This is a genomic window from Citrobacter sp. H12-3-2 (genome assembly GCF_009649895.1).
In the GTDB taxonomy this organism is placed as follows: domain Bacteria; phylum Pseudomonadota; class Gammaproteobacteria; order Enterobacterales; family Enterobacteriaceae; genus Citrobacter; species Citrobacter portucalensis.
This window is the reverse complement of sequence record NZ_CP045837.1, coordinates 4610573-4632975: the sequence shown is the minus strand read 5'-3', so window position 1 is coordinate 4632975 and position 22403 is coordinate 4610573. Positions and strand designations below refer to the sequence as shown.

General features: G+C 53.3%; 21 protein-coding genes. 6 read left to right on the top strand and 15 right to left on the bottom strand.

Annotated features, from left to right (window positions below):
• The first annotated feature begins 16 nt into the window (after positions 1-16).
• Both aceA and aceK read left to right on the top strand, forming a co-directional pair.
• Positions 17-1321: an isocitrate lyase gene (gene aceA, locus GHC22_RS22010; RefSeq protein WP_003826506.1), complete on the top strand. Its 1305-nt coding sequence runs from the start codon at positions 17-19 to the stop codon at positions 1319-1321.
• 102 nt (positions 1322-1423) lie between these two features.
• The gene (aceK, locus tag GHC22_RS22005; RefSeq protein WP_153753903.1) at positions 1424-3205 is read left to right on the top strand and encodes a bifunctional isocitrate dehydrogenase kinase/phosphatase; all 1782 of its coding nucleotides are present in this window, start codon (positions 1424-1426) and stop codon (positions 3203-3205) included.
• An 86-nt stretch (positions 3206-3291) separates the two neighbouring features.
• Here aceK and iclR read toward each other — a convergent pair whose 3' ends face one another.
• Positions 3292-4116: a glyoxylate bypass operon transcriptional repressor IclR gene (gene iclR / locus GHC22_RS22000; RefSeq protein WP_003826510.1), complete on the bottom strand. Its 825-nt coding sequence runs from the start codon at positions 4114-4116 to the stop codon at positions 3292-3294.
• Between the two features lie 195 nt (positions 4117-4311).
• On the opposite strand from iclR, the gene metH reads away from it, so the two are divergent.
• Both metH and GHC22_RS21990 read left to right on the top strand, forming a co-directional pair.
• On the top strand, positions 4312-7995 hold the full coding sequence (metH, locus tag GHC22_RS21995; RefSeq protein ID WP_063941207.1) for a methionine synthase: 3684 nt from the start codon (positions 4312-4314) through the stop codon (positions 7993-7995).
• A gap of 220 nt (positions 7996-8215) precedes the next feature.
• Positions 8216-9847: a Na/Pi cotransporter family protein gene (locus GHC22_RS21990; protein ID WP_153753902.1), complete on the top strand. Its 1632-nt coding sequence runs from the start codon at positions 8216-8218 to the stop codon at positions 9845-9847.
• 115 nt (positions 9848-9962) lie between these two features.
• Here the strand turns inward: GHC22_RS21990 and pepE are convergent, their stop codons facing one another.
• The 3 genes from pepE to GHC22_RS21975 all read right to left on the bottom strand — a co-directional run bounded on the left by pepE (position 9963) and on the right by GHC22_RS21975 (position 12033).
• On the bottom strand, positions 9963-10652 hold the full coding sequence (gene pepE / locus GHC22_RS21985; protein ID WP_032942056.1) for a dipeptidase PepE: 690 nt from the start codon (positions 10650-10652) through the stop codon (positions 9963-9965).
• Positions 10653-10762: 110 nt separating this feature from the next.
• Positions 10763-11041 (bottom strand): addiction module antidote protein, encoded by a 279-nt coding sequence (locus GHC22_RS21980; protein WP_153753901.1) that lies wholly within the window; start codon positions 11039-11041, stop codon positions 10763-10765.
• Positions 11042-11481: 440 nt separating this feature from the next.
• Positions 11482-12033 (bottom strand): AAA family ATPase, encoded by a 552-nt coding sequence (locus GHC22_RS21975; RefSeq protein WP_003826517.1) that lies wholly within the window; start codon positions 12031-12033, stop codon positions 11482-11484.
• Between the two features lie 275 nt (positions 12034-12308).
• Here GHC22_RS21975 and GHC22_RS24740 point away from each other — a divergent pair, with 275 nt between their 5' ends.
• Positions 12309-12494, top strand: a complete 186-nt coding sequence (locus GHC22_RS24740; RefSeq protein WP_228553211.1) for a hypothetical protein — start codon at positions 12309-12311, stop codon at positions 12492-12494.
• A 49-nt stretch (positions 12495-12543) separates the two neighbouring features.
• Here the strand turns inward: GHC22_RS24740 and GHC22_RS21965 are convergent, their stop codons facing one another.
• From GHC22_RS21965 to GHC22_RS21930, 8 genes are all read right to left on the bottom strand, one after another.
• Complete coding sequence (locus GHC22_RS21965; RefSeq protein WP_153753899.1) at positions 12544-13356, bottom strand: shikimate 5-dehydrogenase; 813 nt, start codon at positions 13354-13356, stop codon at positions 12544-12546.
• A gap of 1 nt (position 13357) precedes the next feature.
• Entirely contained in the window at positions 13358-14581 is a 1224-nt protein-coding gene (gene sorE, locus GHC22_RS21960) for an L-sorbose 1-phosphate reductase (protein ID WP_048236371.1), read from the bottom strand.
• Positions 14582-14649: 68 nt separating this feature from the next.
• Positions 14650-15474: a PTS system mannose/fructose/sorbose family transporter subunit IID gene (locus GHC22_RS21955; RefSeq protein ID WP_003031641.1), complete on the bottom strand. Its 825-nt coding sequence runs from the start codon at positions 15472-15474 to the stop codon at positions 14650-14652.
• An 11-nt stretch (positions 15475-15485) separates the two neighbouring features.
• A complete protein-coding gene (locus GHC22_RS21950) occupies positions 15486-16283 on the bottom strand; it encodes a PTS mannose/fructose/sorbose transporter subunit IIC (protein WP_003826527.1) in 798 nt (265 codons plus the stop codon).
• Positions 16284-16348: 65 nt separating this feature from the next.
• Positions 16349-16843 (bottom strand): mannose/fructose/sorbose PTS transporter subunit IIB, encoded by a 495-nt coding sequence (locus GHC22_RS21945; protein WP_048227499.1) that lies wholly within the window; start codon positions 16841-16843, stop codon positions 16349-16351.
• Positions 16843-17250 carry a mannose/fructose/sorbose PTS transporter subunit IIA gene (locus GHC22_RS21940; RefSeq protein ID WP_003031647.1) on the bottom strand — a complete coding sequence of 136 codons (408 nt, stop codon included), beginning with the start codon at positions 17248-17250 and terminating at the stop codon, positions 16843-16845. Before GHC22_RS21940 ends, GHC22_RS21945 begins: the two co-directional genes overlap by 1 nt.
• Positions 17251-17259: 9 nt before the next feature.
• The gene (locus GHC22_RS21935; RefSeq protein ID WP_153753898.1) at positions 17260-18066 is read right to left on the bottom strand and encodes an SDR family oxidoreductase; all 807 of its coding nucleotides are present in this window, start codon (positions 18064-18066) and stop codon (positions 17260-17262) included.
• 69 nt (positions 18067-18135) lie between these two features.
• On the bottom strand, positions 18136-19089 hold the full coding sequence (locus GHC22_RS21930) for a sugar-binding transcriptional regulator (protein ID WP_153753897.1): 954 nt from the start codon (positions 19087-19089) through the stop codon (positions 18136-18138).
• Between the two features lie 469 nt (positions 19090-19558).
• Between GHC22_RS21930 and rluF the strand changes: the two genes are divergently transcribed.
• Entirely contained in the window at positions 19559-20434 is an 876-nt protein-coding gene (gene rluF, locus GHC22_RS21925; RefSeq protein WP_008786901.1) for a 23S rRNA pseudouridine(2604) synthase RluF, read from the top strand.
• On the opposite strand, the gene GHC22_RS21920 is transcribed toward rluF, so the two are convergent.
• From GHC22_RS21920 to GHC22_RS21910, 3 genes are all read right to left on the bottom strand, one after another.
• The gene (locus GHC22_RS21920; RefSeq protein WP_003826541.1) at positions 20431-20703 is read right to left on the bottom strand and encodes a DUF3811 domain-containing protein; all 273 of its coding nucleotides are present in this window, start codon (positions 20701-20703) and stop codon (positions 20431-20433) included. The genes rluF and GHC22_RS21920 overlap by 4 nt on opposite strands.
• A 73-nt stretch (positions 20704-20776) precedes the next feature.
• Positions 20777-21535: a DeoR/GlpR family DNA-binding transcription regulator gene (locus GHC22_RS21915; protein ID WP_153753896.1), complete on the bottom strand. Its 759-nt coding sequence runs from the start codon at positions 21533-21535 to the stop codon at positions 20777-20779.
• Positions 21522-22385: a Cof-type HAD-IIB family hydrolase gene (locus GHC22_RS21910; RefSeq protein ID WP_057068617.1), complete on the bottom strand. Its 864-nt coding sequence runs from the start codon at positions 22383-22385 to the stop codon at positions 21522-21524. The genes GHC22_RS21915 and GHC22_RS21910 overlap by 14 nt, the downstream gene beginning before the upstream one ends.
• Between the last annotated feature and the right edge of the window lie 18 nt (positions 22386-22403).

The window sequence follows — 22403 nt, the reverse complement described above, 5'->3', positions numbered from 1 at the left end:
TATGGAGCATCTGCACATGAAAACCCGTACTCAACAAATCGAAGAATTACAGAAAGAATGGACTCAACCGCGCTGGGAAGGCATCACCCGTCCATATAGCGCGGAGGAAGTGGTGAAATTACGTGGCTCGGTCAACCCGGAATGCACGCTGGCGCAGCTTGGCGCGGCGAAAATGTGGCGTCTGCTGCACGGCGAATCGAAGAAAGGTTATATCAACAGCCTCGGCGCGCTGACCGGCGGTCAGGCTCTGCAGCAGGCGAAAGCCGGTATTGAAGCGGTCTACCTTTCAGGCTGGCAGGTGGCGGCAGATGCCAACCTGGCATCCAGCATGTACCCGGACCAATCGCTGTATCCGGCGAACTCCGTCCCGGCGGTGGTTGATCGGATCAACAACACATTCCGTCGCGCCGATCAGATCCAATGGTCAACCGGTATTGAGCCGAACGATCCTCGCTATGTCGATTACTTCCTGCCGATCGTTGCCGATGCGGAAGCAGGGTTTGGCGGCGTACTGAACGCGTTTGAACTGATGAAATCGATGATTGAGGCTGGTGCAGCGGCCGTTCACTTCGAAGATCAGCTCGCATCGGTGAAAAAATGTGGTCACATGGGCGGCAAAGTGCTGGTTCCGACTCAGGAAGCTATCCAGAAACTGGTGGCCGCCCGTCTGGCAGCCGACGTCATGGGTGTGCCGACGCTGGTGATTGCACGTACCGATGCTGACGCAGCCGATCTGATTACGTCTGATTGCGACCCATACGACAGCGAGTTCATCACTGGCGAACGTACCAGCGAAGGGTTCTACCGTACGCATGCGGGTATTGAGCAGGCGATCAGCCGTGGTCTGGCCTACGCACCGTATGCGGATCTGGTGTGGTGTGAAACCTCCACGCCGGACCTTGAGCTGGCGAAGCGCTTTGCCGATGCGATCCACGCGAAATACCCTGGCAAACTGCTGGCTTACAACTGTTCGCCGTCGTTTAACTGGCAGAAAAACCTGGATGACAAAACTATCGCCAGCTTCCAGCAGCAGCTGTCGGATATGGGTTACAAATACCAGTTCATTACCCTGGCGGGTATCCACAGCATGTGGTTCAACATGTTCGACCTCGCGCACTCCTATGCGCAGGGTGAAGGCATGCGCCATTATGTTGAGAAGGTTCAGCAGCCAGAATTTGCGGCAGCTAAAGACGGTTACACCTTCGTCTCCCATCAGCAGGAAGTGGGCACAGGTTACTTCGACAAAGTCACCACCATCATTCAGGGCGGAGCTTCCTCGGTGACCGCGCTGACCGGCTCGACCGAAGAATCGCAGTTTTGATTAATGCCCGGTGGCGCTGCGCTTACCGGGCCTACGAAGGGATGTAGGCCGGATAAGCGAACGCGCCATCCGGCATGACGTTGTGCCGGATGGGAGACATTGATGACGCGTGGCCTGGAATTACTGATTGCTCAGACTATCTTGCAAGGTTTCGACGCCCAGTACGGGCGTTTTCTGGAAGTCACCTCCGGCGCGCAGCAGCGTTTTGAACATGCCGACTGGCATGCGGTTCAGCAGGCGATGAAAAGCCGTATTCACCTTTACGATCATCACGTGGGTCTGGTGGTGGAGCAGTTGCGCTGCATTACTGACGGCAAAAGTACCGACGCGGATTTTTTACTTCGCGTGAAAGAGCATTACACCCGGCTACTGCCGGATTACCCGCGCTTCGAGATTGCGGAGAGTTTCTTTAACTCCGTTTACTGTCGGTTATTTGACCACCGCTCGCTGACTCCCGAGCGGCTGTTTATTTTCAGTTCTCAGCCAGAGCGCCGTTTTCGCACGATCCCCCGCCCGCTGGCGAAAGACTTTTTTCCGGATACCGGCTGGGAGTGGCTGCTGACGCGCGTCCTTAGCGATCTGCCCCTGCGTCTGCCGTGGCAGAACAAACATCGTGATATCCACTACATCATCGAACACCTGACCGAAACCCTGGGAGCGGATGTGTTGTCGGGCTGCCATTTACAGGTGGCGAACGAACTGTTTTATCGCAACAAGGCCGCCTGGCTGGTCGGTAAGCTGATTACTCCTTCGGGGACGCTACCGTTTTTACTGCCAATCCACCGGACTGATGAAGGCGAATTGTTTGTCGATACCTGTCTGACCACGACGGCGGAGGCGAGCATTGTGTTTGGCTTCGCCCGCTCCTATTTTATGGTTTACGCCCCTTTGCCCGCGGCGCTGGTGGAGTGGCTGCGCGAGATCCTGCCCGGTAAAACCACCGCCGAACTGTACATGGCGATTGGCTGTCAGAAACACGCGAAGACCGAAAGTTACCGCGAATATCTGCTCTATCTTGCCCATTGCGATGAGCAGTTTATTGAAGCGCCGGGGATCCGCGGCATGGTGATGTTGGTGTTTACGTTGCCGGGTTTTGACCGGGTGTTTAAAATCATCAAAGACAAATTTGCCCCGCAAAAAGAGATGTCTGCCACCCACGTCCGCGCCTGCTATCAACTGGTCAAAGAACACGATCGTGTTGGGCGGATGGCTGACACCCAGGAATTCGAGAATTTTGTGCTGGAGAAACGGCAAATCGATCCGGCGCTGATGGCGCTGTTATTGCAGGAAGCCCCGGAAAAAATTACCGATCTCGGCGATCAGATTGTCATTCGCCATCTGTATATCGAACGACGGATGGTGCCGCTGAATATCTGGCTGGAGCAGGTCGAAGGTCAGCAACTGCGCGATGCCATTGAAGAGTACGGCAACGCCATTCGTCAGCTGGCCGCCGCCAATATTTTCCCCGGTGATATGCTATTTAAGAACTTCGGCGTGACCCGTCACGGGCGTGTGGTGTTCTACGATTACGATGAAATCTGCTACATGACGGAGGTGAATTTCCGCCATATCCCGCCGCCACGCTACCCGGAAGATGAGATGAGCGCTGAGCCGTGGTACAGCGTATCGCCGGGAGATGTCTTCCCGGAAGAATTTCGTCACTGGCTATGTGCCGACCCGCGTATAGGGCCGCTATTTGAAGAGATGCACGCTGACCTGTTCAGCGCTGACTACTGGCGCGGCCTACAGACGCGCATCAAAAACGGTCACGTGGAAGATGTTTACGCCTACCGACGTCGGCAGCGGTTCAGCGTGCGTTATGAAACCGACCGTAGGCCGGATAAGGCACTTGCGCCGCCATCCGGCAATGTGCGCCGTGCCTGATGCGCTACGCTTATCAGGCCTACAAATCTGCCCTAACCCTGGATAGCAGGCCGGGTAAGGCGTAGCCGCCACCCGGCAACCCCATCTTAGCGAAATCCGCCGTACGCCAGCGTTACTTCTTTCGCCGCTTTGATCGCCATGGCGCCAAACTCGGTCACGCGATCGTCGGTAATACGCGAAATGGGTCCGGAAATGGAAATCGCAGCGAACGGCTCGCGGTGCTCGTCATAAATGCACGACGCCACGCAGCGCAGACCCAGCGCATGTTCCTCATCATCAAAGGAATAGCCGCGCTTGCGCGTCTGGGCCAAATCCTCTTTCAGATGCACTGGCGACACCAGCGTGGCGTGTGTATAAGCATGCAGGCCTTTGCGGTGCAGCAGGCCAGTCACTTGTTCTTCGCTCAGTTGGGATAAAAACGCTTTACCCGCACCGGAGGCGTGCATCGGCAGCTTGCCGCCGATAGGCGCGGACATGCGCATCAGTTGGGTGCACTGCACCTGGTCGATAATAATGGCCTGATGATCGCTTTGATCCAGCACGGCCAGGTTTACCGTCTCACCGGAATCTTCCATCAGCTTGCGCAGGATCGGATGGACAATCGCCAGCAGATTACGGCTTTGCAAAAAGCTGCTGCCGACGATGAACGCATGCGCACCTACGGCCCAGTGGCCTAATTCACCCACCTGACGGACAAAACCCTGCTGCTGCATGGTGGTCAGCAAACGGTGAGTCGTGGAGTTTGGCAGGCCAGCCTGCTGCGCCAGCTCGGTCAGCGCCACGCTGCCGTTGGATTCCGCAATCCACTCCAGCAGCTTCAGACCGCGGGTCAGAGACTGAACCTGCCCGGTTGCAGGCGCAGTAGCAGCGGCGGGTTTTCTACCGCGTTTCGCGGGGACAGTGGCTACCATGGCAGACTCCTTTTCTGTATCGTGGAAATCATTTTCGTTTTATTCAATTATAATGCAAGAATTCCTGTACTGATCGGATGAGTGAAGCTGAACATGTCTCATGTTGGCCGTTGTTCTCTTTTCCGCCTCTCAGGTTTGTGCCAGTATGACCTGTTGAGTTTTTTTCGGTCTGGTTGAGCGTTGTCGGGAGCGAGTGTGAGCAGCAAAGTAGAACAATTACGTCAGCAGTTAAATGAACGTATTCTGGTGCTGGACGGCGGTATGGGCACCATGATCCAGGGATATCGTCTGAGCGAAGAGGATTTCCGCGGCGAACGCTTTGCCGACTGGCCGTGCGATCTGAAAGGCAACAACGACCTGTTGGTGCTCAGCAAACCGGAGGTCATCGCCGCCATCCATAACGCCTACTTTGAGGCGGGCGCGGATATCATCGAAACCAACACCTTTAACTCGACGACTATCGCCATGGCGGATTACCAGATGGAATCCCTGTCGGCGGAAATCAACTTTGCGGCAGCCAAACTGGCGCGTGCGGCGGCTGACGAATGGACGGCGCGCACGCCGGAAAAACCGCGCTACGTCGCAGGCGTGCTCGGCCCAACGAACCGTACGGCGTCTATCTCGCCTGATGTTAACGACCCGGCTTACCGCAACATTACCTTTGATCAGCTGGTGGCCGCCTACCGTGAATCCACCAAAGCGCTGGTGGAAGGCGGCAGTGACCTGATCCTGATTGAAACCGTCTTCGATACTCTGAACGCCAAAGCCGCTATTTTCGCGGTTAAAACCGAATTTGAAGCGCTGGGCGTTGAGCTGCCGATTATGCTCTCCGGCACCATCACCGATGCTTCCGGGCGTACGCTCTCCGGCCAGACTACCGAAGCATTCTACAACTCCCTGCGCCACGCCGATGCGCTGACCTTCGGTCTGAACTGCGCGTTAGGCCCGGACGAGCTGCGCCAGTACGTGCAGGAACTGTCGCGCATTGCTGAATGCTACGTCACCGCGCACCCGAACGCCGGTCTGCCGAACGCCTTTGGTGAATACGATCTCGACGCCGACACCATGGCGGCGCAGATTCGCGAGTGGGCTGAGGCCGGTTTCCTGAATATTGTCGGCGGCTGCTGCGGCACCACGCCGGAACATATCGCCGCCATGAGCCGCGCAGTGGATGGCTTACCGCCGCGCCGCTTGCCGGAAATCCCGGTTGCCTGCCGCCTTTCCGGCCTTGAGCCGCTGAACATCGGCGACGACAGCCTGTTTGTGAACGTTGGCGAGCGTACCAACGTCACCGGTTCGGCGAAGTTTAAACGCCTGATCAAAGAAGAGAAATACAGCGAAGCGCTGGACGTCGCCCGTCAGCAGGTGGAAAGTGGCGCGCAGATCATCGATATCAACATGGATGAGGGGATGCTCGACGCCGAAGCGGCAATGGTGCGTTTTCTCAACCTGATCGCCGGTGAGCCGGATATCGCCCGCGTGCCGATTATGATCGACTCCTCGAAATGGGACGTTATCGAGAAAGGGCTGAAGTGCATTCAGGGTAAAGGCATCGTTAACTCCATCTCGATGAAAGAGGGGGTTGAGACCTTTATCCATCACGCGAAGCTGCTGCGTCGCTACGGTGCCGCGGTGGTGGTGATGGCCTTTGACGAGCAAGGGCAGGCCGACACCCGCGCACGTAAAATCGAAATCTGCCGTCGGGCGTACAAAATTCTTACCGAAGAGGTGGGCTTCCCGCCGGAAGATATCATCTTCGACCCGAACATCTTTGCTGTCGCGACCGGTATTGATGAGCACAACAACTACGCGCAGGACTTTATCGGCGCGTGTGAAGACATCAAACGCGAACTGCCGCACGCGCTGATCTCCGGCGGCGTTTCTAACGTTTCATTCTCGTTCCGTGGCAACGACCCGGTACGTGAAGCCATTCACGCGGTATTCCTCTACTACGCCATTCGCAACGGCATGGACATGGGGATCGTCAACGCCGGACAGCTGGCTATTTACGACGACTTGCCCGCCGAGCTGCGCGATGCGGTTGAAGATGTGATCCTCAACCGTCGTGACGATGGCACCGAACGACTGCTGGAGCTGGCAGAGAAATATCGCGGCAGTAAAACCGACGACACGGCGAATGCCCAGATGGCGGAGTGGCGCACCTGGGACGTGAAAAAGCGCCTCGAATACTCGCTGGTGAAAGGCATTACCGAGTTTATTGAGCTGGATACCGAGGAAGCGCGCCAGCAGGCTGCGCGTCCGATCGAAGTTATTGAAGGACCGCTGATGGACGGCATGAACGTCGTTGGCGATCTGTTCGGCGAGGGCAAAATGTTCCTGCCGCAGGTGGTGAAATCCGCCCGCGTGATGAAGCAGGCGGTGGCGTACCTCGAACCGTACATTGAGGCCAGCAAAGAGAAAGGCTCCAGCAACGGCAAAATGGTCATCGCGACCGTTAAGGGCGATGTGCACGATATCGGCAAAAACATTGTCGGCGTGGTGCTGCAATGTAACAACTACGAAATCGTCGATCTTGGCGTGATGGTGCCCGCGGAGAAAATCCTCAGAACGGCGCGTGAAGTGAATGCCGATCTGATTGGCCTTTCCGGGCTGATTACCCCATCGCTGGACGAAATGGTCAACGTGGCGAAAGAGATGGAGCGTCAGGGATTCACTATTCCGCTGCTGATTGGCGGCGCGACCACCTCAAAAGCGCACACGGCGGTGAAAATCGAGCAGAACTACAGCGGCCCGACGGTGTACGTGCAGAACGCCTCGCGTACCGTTGGCGTGGTGGCTGCGCTGCTCTCTGACACCCAGCGTGATGACTTTGTCGCCCGTACGCGTAAAGAGTACGAAACCGTGCGTATCCAGCATGCGCGTAAGAAACCGCGTACCCCGCCAGTAACGTTACAGGCTGCCCGCGACAACGATCTGGCCTTCGACTGGGAAAACTACACCCCGCCGGTGGCGCACCGTCTGGGCGTGCAGGAAGTGGAAGCCAGCATCGAAACCCTGCGCAATTACATCGACTGGACGCCGTTCTTTATGACCTGGTCGCTGGCCGGGAAGTACCCGCGCATTCTCGAAGATGAGGTGGTAGGAGAAGAGGCGAAGCGCCTGTTCAAAGACGCTAACGACATGCTGGATAAACTCAGCGCCGAGAAGACCCTGAATCCGCGCGGCGTAGTGGGGTTATTCCCGGCAAACCGCGTGGGTGACGATATCGAGATCTACCGTGACGAGACGCGTACGCACGTCATCAACGTGAGTCATCATCTGCGCCAGCAGACGGAAAAAGTCGGTTTCGCCAACTACTGCCTGTCTGACTTTGTTGCGCCGAAACTGAGTGGCAAAGCGGATTATATCGGTGCTTTCGCGGTGACCGGCGGTCTTGAGGAAGATGCGCTGGCGGACGCCTTCGAAGCCCAGCACGACGACTACAACAAGATCATGGTGAAAGCGATCGCTGACCGTCTGGCGGAAGCGTTCGCAGAATATCTGCATGAGCGCGTGCGTAAAGTCTACTGGGGCTATGCGGCGAATGAGAACCTCAGTAACGAGGAGCTGATCCGCGAAAACTACCAGGGGATTCGCCCGGCACCAGGCTATCCGGCGTGCCCGGAACACACCGAAAAAGCCACCATCTGGGAACTGCTGGATGTGGAAGCGCACACCGGGATGAAGCTCACCGAATCCTTCGCCATGTGGCCAGGCGCGTCGGTTTCCGGCTGGTATTTCAGTCATCCGGACAGCAAGTACTACGCCGTGGCGCAAATCCAGCGCGATCAGGTTGAAGATTATGCCTTCCGTAAAGGGATGAGCGTGGCGGAAGTGGAGCGCTGGTTAGCGCCGAACCTCGGCTATGACGCCGACTGATTCACAAAACTGTCATCTTTCTTTACAACAAACAGGGCGCTCAATGAGTGCCCTGTCTCTTTATTACGTTTAAACCCTTATACTGAAAGGGGGCCGTTGCCGGATGGCGGCGTAAACGCCTTATCCGGCCTACATAGGGATGATTTGTAGGCCTGATAAGCTCAGCGCCATCAGGCAAATGAGCCTCAAAAAACCATAAAAATAAGGAGAACCTGATTCCGTGTTAACTCTGTTACACCTGCTTTCTGCTGTATCTATGCTGGTTTGGGGTACGCATATTGTGCGTACCGGCGTGATGCGCGTCTTTGGCGCCCGCTTGCGTACCGTGCTCAGCCGTAGCGTTGAAAAGAAGCCGCTCGCCTTTTGTGCGGGTATCGGCGTAACGGCGCTGGTGCAAAGCAGCAACGCCACCACCATGCTGGTGACCTCGTTTGTTGCACAAGATCTCGTGGCGCTCACCCCTGCGCTGGTCATAGTGCTCGGCGCCGACGTGGGGACCGCGCTGATGGCGCGTATCCTGACCTTCGATCTCTCCTGGCTGTCACCACTGCTGATTTTTATCGGCGTGATCTTCTTTCTCGGCCGTAAGCAGTCCCGCGTGGGGCAACTGGGGCGGGTCGGTATTGGGCTGGGGTTGATTTTGCTGGCGCTGGAGCTGATTGTGCAGGCGGTAACGCCGATCACCCAGGCTAATGGTGTACAGGTTATTTTTGCCTCGCTCACTGGCGATATTATGCTCGATGCGCTGATTGGCGCCATGTTTGCGATTATCAGTTACTCCAGCCTGGCGGCGGTGCTGCTGACGGCCACGCTGACCGCGGCAGGTATTATCTCGTTCCCGGTGGCGTTGTGTCTGGTGATTGGTGCCAACCTCGGGTCCGGCCTGCTGGCGATGTTGAATAACAGCGCCGCTAACGCCGCAGCACGCCGTGTGGCGCTCGGCAGCCTGCTGTTTAAGCTGGTGGGCAGCCTGATTATCCTGCCGTTTGTTCATCCGCTGGCCAATCTGATGGATGAACTGCCGCTGCCGAAATCTGAACTGGTTATCTACTTCCACGTCTTCTACAACCTGGTGCGCTGCGTGGCGATGGTGCCGTTCGCCGAACCGATGGCGCGTTTTTGTAAGCGCATCATCCGCGATGAGCCGGAGCTGGATGCACATCTGAAACCCAAACATCTGGACGTCAGCGCGCTGGATACGCCGACGCTCGCTCTGGCCAATGCCGCCCGTGAAGCCCTGCGTATCGGTGACGCGATGGAGCAGATGATGGACGGGCTGAAGAAAGTAATGCACGGCGAACCGCGTGAAGAGAAAGAGCTGCGCAGGATGGCGGACGACATTAACGTGCTGTACACGGCAATTAAGCTCTATCTGGCGCGGATGCCAAAGGATGAGCTAGCTGAAGAGGAATCGCGCCGTTGGGCGGAGATTATCGAAATGTCGCTCAACCTTGAGCAGGCTTCCGATATTGTCGAACGTATGGGCAGCGAGATAGCCGATAAGTCGCTGGCCGCTCGCCGGGCATTCTCTGTCGAAGGGCTGAAAGAACTGGATGCGCTCTACGATCAGTTGCTCAGCAATCTGCAGCTGGCGATGTCGGTGTTCTTCTCAGGAGATGTGACCAGTGCCCGTCGTCTGCGCCGCAGCAAGCACCGCTTCCGTATTCTCAATCGTCGTTATTCGCATGCGCACGTTGACCGTCTGCATCAGCAGAATGTGCAGAGCATCGAGACCAGCTCCTTGCACCTGGCGCTGTTGGGCGATATGCAGCGTCTGAACTCGCTGTTTTGTTCCGTGGCTTACAGCGTGCTGGAACAGCCGGATGAAGACGATGAGCGGGATGATTTTTGAGTGAGGTGAAGCAGTAGGCCGGATAAGGCATTTATGCCACCATCCGGCAATGTTGTCGTCGATCTTGTAGGCCGGATAAGGCGAAGCCGCCATCCGGCATCAGACAACAAATCAACTAAAAGCAGTGGCCCGCTTCAACGGCAACCGCTTCTTCACCCGCTTTAAAGATATACGTGGTGTTCGGGCCGCCGAGCACGGATTGACCGTTACTTACCTTAATCCAGTTCCCTTCCGGCAGGCCAATCACCGTCAGCTCCGGTGCCACAACCAGCAGCTCGCGGATACGCTGTTCACGCGTTTCGCCTTTATGGCCTTCCGGCAGCGCGTTGGTGAAGTGTGGGTTAATCTGCAGTGGGAACAGACCCAGCGCATCAAAACCTTTTGGATCGACAATCGGCATGTCGTTGGTAGTGCGGATGGTCTGGCAGGCAAGGTTGGAACCTGCGCTCCAGCCGATGTACAGCGCACCGCGTTTGACGACATCCACAATCGGGGCCAACAGACCGCGCTCGCGGCTTTCTTTCAGTAACTGGAAGGTATTACCCCCGCCGACAATCACCAGCTCTGCGTTTTCAATAGCGGCAATCGGATCGGCAACGGTATGAATACCCGTAACGTTGACGCCCATTGGCGCAAAGATGGCTGCCGTTTTCGCCGTGTACTCATCCCAGGTTTGCGTCACGCCAGCGAACGGAATAAACACCGCCGTACGGCGACCATTCAGTTGTTCAGCAATCAGCGGCAGCGCATGTTCCATCCAGCCTTTGCCCGGCAGCGTCGAGTTACTCAATAAAAGCAGTTCCATCATTTCTCCATGTAATCAGAAAATTACAAACCGCGCTAATGCTACCACTATCAGGCTAACGCCTTACTGATATGGCTCACGATGTTGGAAGGGGAAGATAGAAGCTGAGGCTATTTTTTAAGTGTCAATTCAATGCCGAGTACCTTCATCACTGCAAGGGTGGTTTTCAGCGTCGGGTTACCTTTCTCACTAAAAGAGCGATAAAGCTGCTCGCGGGATAATCCCGTTTCTGCCGCAATGTTCGCCATTCCCTTAGCGCGAGCTACCACGCCCAGTGCTTTTGCAATGTATGCTGCATCGCCTGTTTCGAGGGCATCGGCCATAAACACGGCAATTTCTTCATCATCAACCAGCGCAGTCGCGGGATCGTAGTGAGTAAGTTTTTTCATGGCAGAAGATCTCCTGTGAATCCAGTGTACGGGCGAGCATTCTTCAACAGGTTTTACATCACCAGATAAACTATTCGCCAAACGAAAAAGGCGTGTGGCAATGAGCGTTTTAGCTCTCCTGTCCCGTAGGTTTTGCTCCCAACGCCGGAAAACCATTGTCTGAAGAATTTCCATGATGACGTTCCATGTATTTTATAAACTACATTATGAATTGACAAGTTGAGACTAGAGAGTAAAAAAATGGGGAGTAAGGGGAAATGCTTGTTGGAGGAAACAGGAAAGTGTCTCGCAATAATACGTAGTTTTTCAGGATGCTGCGGTTGATACGAGAATCGATGATAGGGGATTGGGAGGGCTTTGTGCCAGGAGCGGAAGCTATATGTCCACTAGAATATGACAGATTCATGCATGGTGATTCACCACTACACGTAGTTGCCGTCTTAGCAGGGTTTTATCCTGGAAAGAATAAAATCCACTCGCTCTTCTACAGAAACACATGGTAATTCAATCAACTGATAGTCATACATACGGTATGTTTTTACCATTGCGTGATATGTCGCGATGGCAACATCGAAAGATTGTTTGCGCTCTGTGTCCTGTACATATATTTCACGCCAGGGTGGTGCAATAAATACGATTCGGTTATAGCGAAATTTCTCGATGGCGTTTTCCAGATGCCTCGGTATGGTAAGTTCAGAAAGACGTAAATAACCTACAACATCAGGAACACCACGATCAAAGAAGCAGGGTTGTGTATGCCCTTCCGCTTCATGCCACGAACGCATTTCCCAGGATAGCATCAGATCTGCAAATGCAGTCTGGTTGGCCCACGGTAATGCATCGCCGCCGATGTTAACCTGGTCTTGGATCACACCTCTTCCAGCTTCTTTAGAACACCAAAACCCTCGTTTTATAATAGTATCAATTATCGTGCTTTTGCCTGACCCTGGGCCACCAGTCAGAATGAATCGATGCTGAAACGCTGAAGACATTGAACTCTCCCAAACCTTCTTAGACGCGATGATTTAGCAATTGATGGCGTACTTTTTGCGTATCGTCATATTACCTGCTGATGGCATGACTAACTAAGTTTTATCCCCATTTTAATGTCCGCTATTCTCTCATTTCACAGGCCGATCTACTTTATTTCTCACTCGCCGAGGCGTTCCGCCATCTTGATTGTAGCCATCTCACTACTGAAGAAAATCTGGCGCTATCGTTTGGCTGTGAAGAGGCGCTGGCAGGGTTGTACCAGACGCTGAATTTTATGGGCGAAAGCCTACTGACCATGGCGGGCGAAAGCCTACTGACCATGGCGGGTGAAGGTCAGGAACATTTTGCGTATGAGAGCATATGCCAGTTAGGACACAGTCTGGTCAACATCAGCCAGTTGATTCCCGCACTGGTGCAGTTAGAAGCGAAAGCTGACCAGCAACTGTTCGCTGTTGCATAGTACCTAAAATAGACAGAGCGCCCACCCCTGGCGCTCTGTTCCTGCTCTCTTACCCCGCCCGCGCAAATTCTGCCGCTTCGGCGATTAGCGCGTCATCCGGGCGTACGCCGGTGTACATGGCGAACTGCTCCACGGCCTGTAAGGCAATCACCTCTGCACCGCTGATGGTCTTTTTACCTAATTGCTGTGCCAGTTTGATTACCGGTGTTTCCGGCGGCAGGGCGACGACGTCAAACACCACGCTGGCGGCAGCGACCATTGCTTCGCTGTAGGCCAGTTCATCGCTCTCTTTACCGCCAGCCATGCCGACGGGCGTCACGTTGACCAGAATATCGCAGGTAATTCCTTCCGGCTGCGGCTGCCACTGGAAACCGTACTGTTTTGCCAGCGCCGGGCCGCTCTCCCGGTTACGGGCGGCGACGATCACATCGCGAAAACCGGCATCGCGAAATGCGGCGATAACCGCTTTACCCATTCCACCGCTGCCGCGGATCATGACGCGCGCGTGGTTATCAAGCTGGTGGCTTGCAATCAGGCTTTTTACCGCAATGTAGTCGGTGTTAAATCCTGTCAGCGTACCGTTGTCATTGACGATGGTGTTGACGGAATCAATGACTTTTGCGGAAGGATCGATGGCATCCAGAAACGGCATGCAGCTCTCTTTAAACGGCATAGAGACCGCACAGCCGCGAATCCCGAGTGCGCGAACGCCTTTCACTGCGGCCTCAATATCCTGCGTAGTAAAGGCTTTGTAGATAAAATTTAACCCTAACTTTTCATACAGATAGTTATGAAAGCGTGTGCCAAAGTTGCCGGGGCGACCGGCAAGCGACATGCACAACTGGGTGTCGCGGTTAATCATGTTAAATTTCCTCGGCGTGAGACAATATGTACTGTTCGGCTTCCTGCGACCAGATCCCCTGATGACGCTCCAGGATAGCGCGCAAGGCCGGATCGTCAATCTGGGTGAGCGCAGTTAACGGCAATGCTTTTCCGGTGTAAACCAGTTTTTTACCTCCACCGACCTGCGGCAGTTCCAGCGTTGTTTCACCTGCCGCATTCAATCCCAGAATGTGCGTCACCACTTTTGCCGCCTGAACTTTCTTCTCTTCGATCAGTTTTACCGCCGTGCGCATGTCGTCGGTATTGCCGCCAGATGTCCCAACATAATGGGTGAAGGCATAGTGCACGTCGTAGAAGTTAATCGGCGCGCTAAACTGCTTATCCTGCGGACCGGCAAAGAAGTTCATGCAACCATCGGCAGCCAGCAAAGAAGAGGCCAGCGTAACCAACTGTTCGTTGGGCACAAACACAAAGATGTCATCAAACCCGTGCCCGCCGCTCAGCGCCATCAAGGTGTCATAACCTGCATCCTGGGCGTGGAGATAATGGATCAACGTTTGTGGTTCTGATGGATAGTGCTTGCGGGCGTAGCTCAGCTTGTCGTTATTGGTGTCGGTCACCACCAGCAGCGCCGGGTTAACCGGACCATGCAGCGCGTAGTCGATCGCCAGTAGTCCCATCGGCCCGGTGCCGCCGAGTATCAGTGTACGCCCCTGCGGACGAATGCCCATATTGTGGTTATAAGTGCCTTCCTGTAGGTGATAGTTGGCGTTGAATGCGCCAATCACGCAGGACAGCGGCTCAACCAACGAGCCTTCAAAATAGGTTTCACCTTCGTAGGCTAACAGGCAGTCCTGCTCCATGACTTCATCAGGAATGATGACGTGCGTGGCTTCACCGCCCACCCACGGGAAGGAGTAGCCGGGGCAGTCCGGGCGATCCGGCAGTTGCAGGTTAGCCTGAATGACATAGCGCTGGCCGGGCTGAAACTTATGCTGCCATTTTTTGCCTACGGCAATGATATCGCCGCAAAACTCATGGCCGATGATGATCGGGTTTGTAGCCACATCGTCCGGCACCTTTTTGTGGTTCTCGCCCTGGTTAGCCTCTTTCCAGGAAGAAAGGCACAGGCTGTCGGTTACGACTGAGGCCAGAATTTCATCGTCCTGCATTTCAGGAAGATCGAAGGTTTCCAGGCGCAGATCGCGTTTACCATAAAGGCGTAAAGCTGTTGTTGTTTGCATTGTTACCACCTCTTCCTCTTTCGAGGACTATTTGTTGAAGTTGCCCCGGCATCGCCGGGGCGAAAAAATCAGGACAGGAAGCCCAGCGCGTTACCGATAATTCCCAGCGCAAACAGGGCGAAGATCAGCCATACCGGGTTAATTTTCTTGTTGAGCAGACGCACCATCAGCAGCGTCAGACCCAGCGCCAGCAGGCCGGGGCAGAGTTGGTCGAGAATGTTCTGCACGGTCATGGTGACGGTGGTGCCGTCTGCGCCAGGCGTTTGCGATACCACCAGCGGCACGTTGATGCTGGTCCATTTGGTGACCAGTACCCCCATGACAAACAGGCCGAGAATCGATGCGCCTTCGGTCAGTTTCTGCAGCAGGTTGCCGCCCATGTCGCTGACGATATTGACCCCTTTACGAAAGCCAAGCTGTAAGCCGTACCACTTCATGGCAAGACGTACTGCATTGAAAATAAAGAAGAACAATAGTGGGCCGAGAATGTTTCCGGACAGCGCCAGCGATGCGCCGAGCGCGGCGGTAATCGGGCGCAATGTTCCCCAGACCAACGGGTCGCCAACACCGGCCAGCGGGCCCATCAGCCCAACTTTGATGCCGTTGATGGCGCCGTCGTCAATTTCCGCACCATTGGCGCGAGCTTCTTCCATCGCGGCGGTCACGCCAATCACCGGGCCGCACACGGCAGGCGTGGTGTTGAAAAACACCAGGTGGCGTTTGAGTGCTGCAACCTGGTCCTCTTTCAGCGGATACAGGCGCTTGATGGCAGGGATCATGTCGTAGCAAAAGCCCAGCCCATGAATGCGTTCAAAGTTGAATGACGCCTGTTGCAGGTTGGAGCGAACAAACATGCTAAAAAGGTCGGATTTGGTCAGTTTTTTCTGTTCCATGGCTGGCTCCATTAGTCATCAAGCTGATCGAGAGCTTGAGAAGAGGCGGGTTGCGCCTGCGGTTCGGCTTTACGCCACTGTGGGTTCAACTGGATGTAGACCAGCGCGATAATCACGCCAACCCCACCGAAAGCCAGCAGGCTCAAATCGAGATAACCCCCAGCGATAAACCCGAGGAAGAAGAAGGGCATCAGGTACTTCACGCCCATCATGCGCAGCACCATGGCGTAGCCGACCACCACGATAAAGCCACCGGCAATCTGCAATCCGCGGGTGACGAATTCCGGAATGGCGTTGAGCATATTGCTGACCATATCGGCGCTGACAAACAGCGAGACGATTAATGCAGGGATGGCAACGCGCAGCGCCTGTACGCCGAGAGCGGAAACGTGCAGCATGTCGATGGTGCGAAAGCGGGCGTCTTCGGCTGCTTTATCCGCCGCGTGCTGGAACACCACGGTGATGGTACGGGCGAATACCGTCAGCACCTGACCTGCCGCCGCGACTGGCAGGGCGATGGCGATACCGGTAGCAATGCTTTGCTGACCGACGATAACCAGAATGGCGGAGATAATACTGGCGAGCGCCGAATCGGGAGACTGCGCTGCGCCGACGTTCATCCAGCCAAGAGCGATTAACTCCAGCGTGCCGCCGAGCATAATCCCGGTTTTTAAATCACCGAGGATCAGGCCAATTACGGTACAAGCAATTAGCGGTCGGTGGGTCTGGAACTCATCCAGCACGCTGCCCATTCCGGCAATACAGGAAAATAGGAATATGGCGATAATTTGTAGGGTACTTATTTCCATAATATGTCACCTTGTGAATGTGATCATCCCTGCCTGTTAAAGCATAAGTACACAGGCATTTTTATTTATTCAGCGAACGATTGTTCTTCTATTTTTTCGAGAATATTAATAGATGGATCGGATGCGACAACGCGTAAATCCAGCGTAACACCCAGTTTATCTAACTCACGAAACGCATTAATGTCGTCGCTGTCTAAAGAAACGGCTTTGGTTAATTGTTTTTTACCTGGTCGCCAGGCCATGCCGCCAATATTTAACGTGGCAATTTTTACCCCTTGTTTTACCATTGCTAATGCATCCTGTGGACGGGTAAATAGATAAAAAACGGTTTCGTTCTGGTATTGCGGATTATGATAAACCGCGACCGCCTTTTCGATATTAACGACGTTCACTTTCATTCCCGGTGGGGCAGCCTGACGTAATAATGTGCGGCGTACTTCATCGTTATAAACGTCGTCATTACAGATAATAATCCGTTGGGCATTCGCCACCTTCGACCAGACGGTGGTGACCTGACCGTGGATCAGGCGGTCATCAATACGAGCAAGGGTAATGTTCATCAGAAATCCTCTTCGGCCGTTTCCAGATGCTTCCAGACGACACAGGTTTGTTGAGCAATGGTCGTCAGGTGTTCGCACAGTTCATCCACATTCATACTGCTTTGGTTGTCTACCAGCTCCAGCGCCAACGGCAGTGATAACCCGCTAATGACCCGTATCGCCGGATTGTGCATCGCCAGTGTCGCAGCGGCATTCCAGGGACTGCCACACTGCAAATCGACGGCAATCAGCCATTCATCGCCAGTGTGAATACTTACTAACTTTTTTAGCTTTTCCACAATGTCGCTGGCGTTCTCTCCGGGGACAAATGCCACGGCTTCAACGTTGGCATCACCGTAGACCATCTGTACCGATTCCAGCATGGCGCAGGCCAGTTTGCCGTGAGCACAGAAGATTGCATTGACCATAAAACCTCCTTAGCCGCGCGTTTTTCCGCCCGCAATGTTAGTGGTTACTCCGGTGATGTAACTGGCGCGCTCAGATAAAAGATAACAAACAAAATCAGCGACTTCGCTTAAGCGCCCTGATCGACCAATCGGGATCGCGTTCTTGGTGTAGCCCTCGCGCAGCTGTTCGACGGTGATGTTGCGGGTCCAGGCCAGCGCTTCTTCATACTCGGGGGTCCGCAGTCCGGTTTTTTCCAGAATGCCAGGCGCAATACCAACCACGCGGATGCCGTGTTTGCCCAACTCTTTCGACCAGGAACGGGTAAAACTATTCAATGCGGCTTTGGTCGCGGCGTAACAGCTTTGACCTTCAGAACCTTCCAGTCCGCTTTCGGAAGAGACATTCACAATCACGCCGTTACGCTGTTTTATCATTTGGCGTGCCGCTGCCTGCGACATTAAGAACACACCTTTCTGGTTGATATTAACCATTTTTTCGAAAGCAGCTTCGTTGAGTTCGTATTGCCCGGCGGGTGCATTTTCATCGACCAGCAGACGCGGAAAATTAACGCCAGCATTATTTACCAGCCCATCAATACGTCCGTAGCGTTGGATAATTTCAGCGACAGTATGATTAACCTCTTTGGCACTGGAAATATCCGTTGGCCAGAAATGATACCCGTCATGGCTATCGTATTTACCTTCTCCACCATGAATATCTGCCATTTGTACATTAGCGCCTTGCGCTAATAACTCTTCGACAATCGCCAGACCAATTCCGGATGCACCACCGGTAACAATAATGACTTTGCCCTGCAAGTTTAACCACGTTTGCATAATAAACTCCCGATTCAGATAAGGGGATCCCACATAAAATTAATTATGGCAGGACCAATTAGAATTTATTTACTTCAACAATAATTCAGCGGTATGACTGTTAGTGACTAAACAGTTAATATAATTCCCACGTAATGCGCCTAATATCCCACTGTATTTTTCTTCACCCATTGCAATGCCAATGGAGTAACGCGCCTGTTTTAATTTATTGGTTTCGATGGAGAGCGTCTTTTCACTCATATTGGTCTCTACGGTTACACCGTTGATATCGTAAAAGCGCGAGCAAATGTCTCCGGCAACCTGGCGGGCATGCAGGTCATCACTCTCTTCACTGCCGTAAAAAGCGTGCCAGTTGGCGCCATCACGTATCGCCGGAGATCCAATCCCGACCAGCGCGATGTCCAGATTATCCCAGTACGCGGAAATCGATTTAAAATGTCGTGACTGCATGATCCCGTTACGGATCAGCGGGTTTTCCAGCAGTGCCGGGAAATCTGCCAGGTGTGATTCCCCTTTGAGCTTTGCCGCAGCGCCGTAGGTCAGCGTATTGACATGGTAGCGGCTTTCAAGCTTGCCGGATGGTCCGCCGATAATCGGCACACAGATCAGCTGGCGCGACTGGCTGGCAGGAGATAATCCTTCCACCAGTCCCCGTACCGCGCGGCCCCATGAGAACCCGATAATGTCCCCAGGTTCCAGTAAGCGTACCAGCAACTGCGCGCCATGTACGCCCATCATATTAAGTTGTTCATCTTCCTGCTCGCTGTCGCAGGAGACTACGACCGCCTCTTTCAGGCCAAATTTCTGTTTTAGCTGCTGTTCCAGCCACAGATTTTCGTTGTAGTCGTAATTAATGGCGATGGTGACGATACCCTGCTCGCGTCCACGTTTTAGTAACCGGCTGATCGTGGTGCGATAAATACCCAGCTCGCGGGCGATTTGCGCTTGTGTCATATCCTGTTCGTAATACAACTGCGCTATTTTTACGATCAGGCGGATATCATCGCTGTTTTCCGTCGCCATTTTTGGACTCCTGCACATTTGTGCAAATCACGAAATTGCCTTCTTGATCTGATATAACCTCATCTGTTCTCCATCTCAAAGCTATTTTCACTTATTTCAGCGCCCTGAAATGACCGATTGTGTTGCACATTTGATGTGGTGATGGCGCGTTGTCGGCACAGATGTGCATACCTCTCTAATGTATTGATTCTGCTTGTTTTCACTCAACAAAATTGCAGGGATGGATCGCTGACACTTTTGTGTCAAAAGGTGTGACGGATCACAAATAGCGCGTGGACAGTCGAACACGATTATTTTTTATCGTCCGCAAGGTAGGGTATATTTCGCTTTTAATACACAAAGTCATTCAAGTTGTATCAAGGCGGCAAGGGAGCGAATCCCCGGGAGCATAGATTGCTATGTGACCTGGGTGAGTGAGGGCAGCCAACGCAGAGACAGCTTGAAGGATGAAGTGTATACAGGAGAAACTATGCTGCCCGACTCATCCATCCGATTAAATAAATACATCAGTGAAAGCGGAATCTGCTCGCGCCGCGAGGCGGATCGCTTTATCGAACAAGGGAATGTCTTCCTGAATGGTAAACGCGCCACCATCGGCGATCAGGTGATGCCTGGCGACGTCGTAAAAGTAAATGGTCGGTTGATTGAGCCGCGTGAAGCGGAAGATCTGGTTTTTATCGCGCTGAATAAGCCGGTAGGGATTGTCAGCACCACCGAAGACAGCGAACGCGACAACATTGTTGATTTCGTGAATCACAGCAAGCGCGTGTTTCCAATTGGTCGTCTGGACAAAGATTCTCAGGGACTTATCTTTCTGACCAACCACGGCGACCTGGTGAATAAAATCCTGCGTGCCGGTAACGATCACGAAAAAGAGTATCTGGTGACGGTCGATAAGCCGGTCACTGATGACTTTATCCGTGGTATGGGGGCCGGTGTGCCCATTCTCGGTACCGTCACCAAAAAATGTAAGGTGAAGAAAGAAGCGCCGTTTGTGTTTCGCATTACGCTGATTCAGGGGCTTAACCGTCAGATCCGTCGTATGTGCGAACACTTTGGCTATGAAGTTACCAAGCTTGAGCGTACGCGTATCATGAACGTTGGTTTGTCTGGTCTGCCGCTTGGTGAATGGCGCGACCTGACAGATGACGAACTGATCGATCTGTTCAAGCTGATTGAGAACTCGTCCTCAGAAGCCAAACCGAAGGCGAAAGCGAAGCCAAAAACCGCAGGCATTAAGCGTCCGGTGGTGAAAATCGAAAAATCAGCGGAGAAAGAGAAATCGCGCCCGGCGGCAAACGGTAAGCGTTTTACTTCGCCGGGACGTAAGAAGAAGGGACGTTAACGTCTGCCGCGCGTCGGCGTATTTGCTGACCAGGAAAACGATGCTTCAGCATCCGGTTTATAGGCCTGCTTTTTCTTCAACTGGCGGGCTTTTTTAGCTTCTGCTTCGCGCAAGGCCATCAGTTTATCGATGTACTCTTTCTTGATGCTGTTGGTCTCTGCGTTGGTCAGCAGACGACCATGCGCAATGCGCGCGCGGTCGAGCAGCGTTTTCAGTTCACGCTGTTCGCGCTCGGTCATCTCTTTTTGGGTAATGCGGGGGAGTGCCATAAGGGTGCCCTCTGTTAGCCGATATCCTCAGTGTACGGTAATCCAGAACCTGCTGATAGCGTCATGTATTGTATTATTCAGCAATACGTAATTTTCCGGCGAAGTCCTGCTGTGTATAGCCCGTTGTTCCGAATCGTTTGTCTGTGATGATGTTATCGATCTCTTTTAATGTGGCGATACACATCACTCCGTCCTGGCCAAATTTTGTATGGTCGGCAAGAATTACCGACTTTTTACTCATAGCAATCATTGATTTGGCAACATAGGCTTCATCGAAGCTTTTCACCAGCACACCATGTTGAGGTGAAATACCACCCGCGCCGATGAAGCAGATATCTGCGTGAATAGTGTTTATTTGCTGACAAACGGAGACGCCGAGATTGGCACGGAAATGGTAGTCATATTCACCACCTAATACATAAACGCGCGCTTTAAGATTATGTTCTTTTATTTTATCGGCAATTAAGGCTGAGTTAGTAATAACGGAGTAGGCCAGAGGAGGTAATTGTTCGGCCAGAATAAGATTTGTTGTACAGGAGTCAATGAATAGAGTGTCGTGCTCGCTGACCATCCCGGCGGCAAGTTTACCAATTGCCATTTTTTCTTCGCGGTGTATATCAATCCGCGCGCCAAATTCATCTTCCTGAACAACCTGCTTTTTGACGGCTCCGCCGTGAATCTTGGTAATTTGCCCTTCAGACTCCAGTATGGAGAGATCGCGGCGAATGGTCTCTGATGTGACTTTTAGCGTTTCCGATAATTTGATAACCGTCACTTCACCGAATTTATTTAATTCATCGAGGATATGTTTTCTTCTTTTAATCGGGTTCATTATTTTCCGCCAACGTCGTGCTTTGGCGCATGGTAACTGGATGTGCAGAGCAACGCAACCACTCCAGCGCACAGACAATACCCTCATCATCATTAGAGGCCGTCACATAGCTGGCTTGTCGTTTTACTACCTCAGGCGCATTCCCCATTGCAATACCAATGCCGGCGGCGGAAAACATACTGATATCGTTTTGCTGGTCGCCAATCGCCGCAACTTTATCGGCTGTTATATTTAGCTGGTGCATTAACATGCTAATAGCATAACCTTTATTTATTTCGCTACGTTGGATATCAATGTAATTCTCCCCAGTGATAGTCGCTGTATAACCATAAGGCAATTTATTATTCACGTCTGCACACAACGCATTTATTTTTAACTGCTCAGAAACGAGTGTGATTTTATAAATGTCTTGTCGGTTTAAAATATTACCGGGTGCTGCAGGAATAAGTGGTAATTCAAATAAACGGGCTTCATAAGTTGTCCATGGCGCTACCTGTAGGTCGCAACGATGATAAATAGCATCGGCGCTAAAAAAGTGATGAGGGCAGAGGGAAAGTGCAATATGTCGGTCAATATCCCGAAGATTCATACAAGAGAGCGCTGCAGTATGAATATTGCGCTGCTGCGCCATCTCGAGGATCTGACCTCCGTTAAAGCCTGCGCACCAGCCAAACAGAGCATTAACCTGCTGCTGCTGTAGCAGGCGCATCATAGAGGAGACCGGTCTGGCGGAACAGGCGGCCAACAGGCCACCGCGCTGGTGGAATTCTACGAGTGCTTGACGAGTGCGTGGACTGATTGTCTTTTGCGAAGTCAGTAGTGTTCCATCCAGATCGGTGACCAGTAACATGCTTTTTTTCCCTTAATA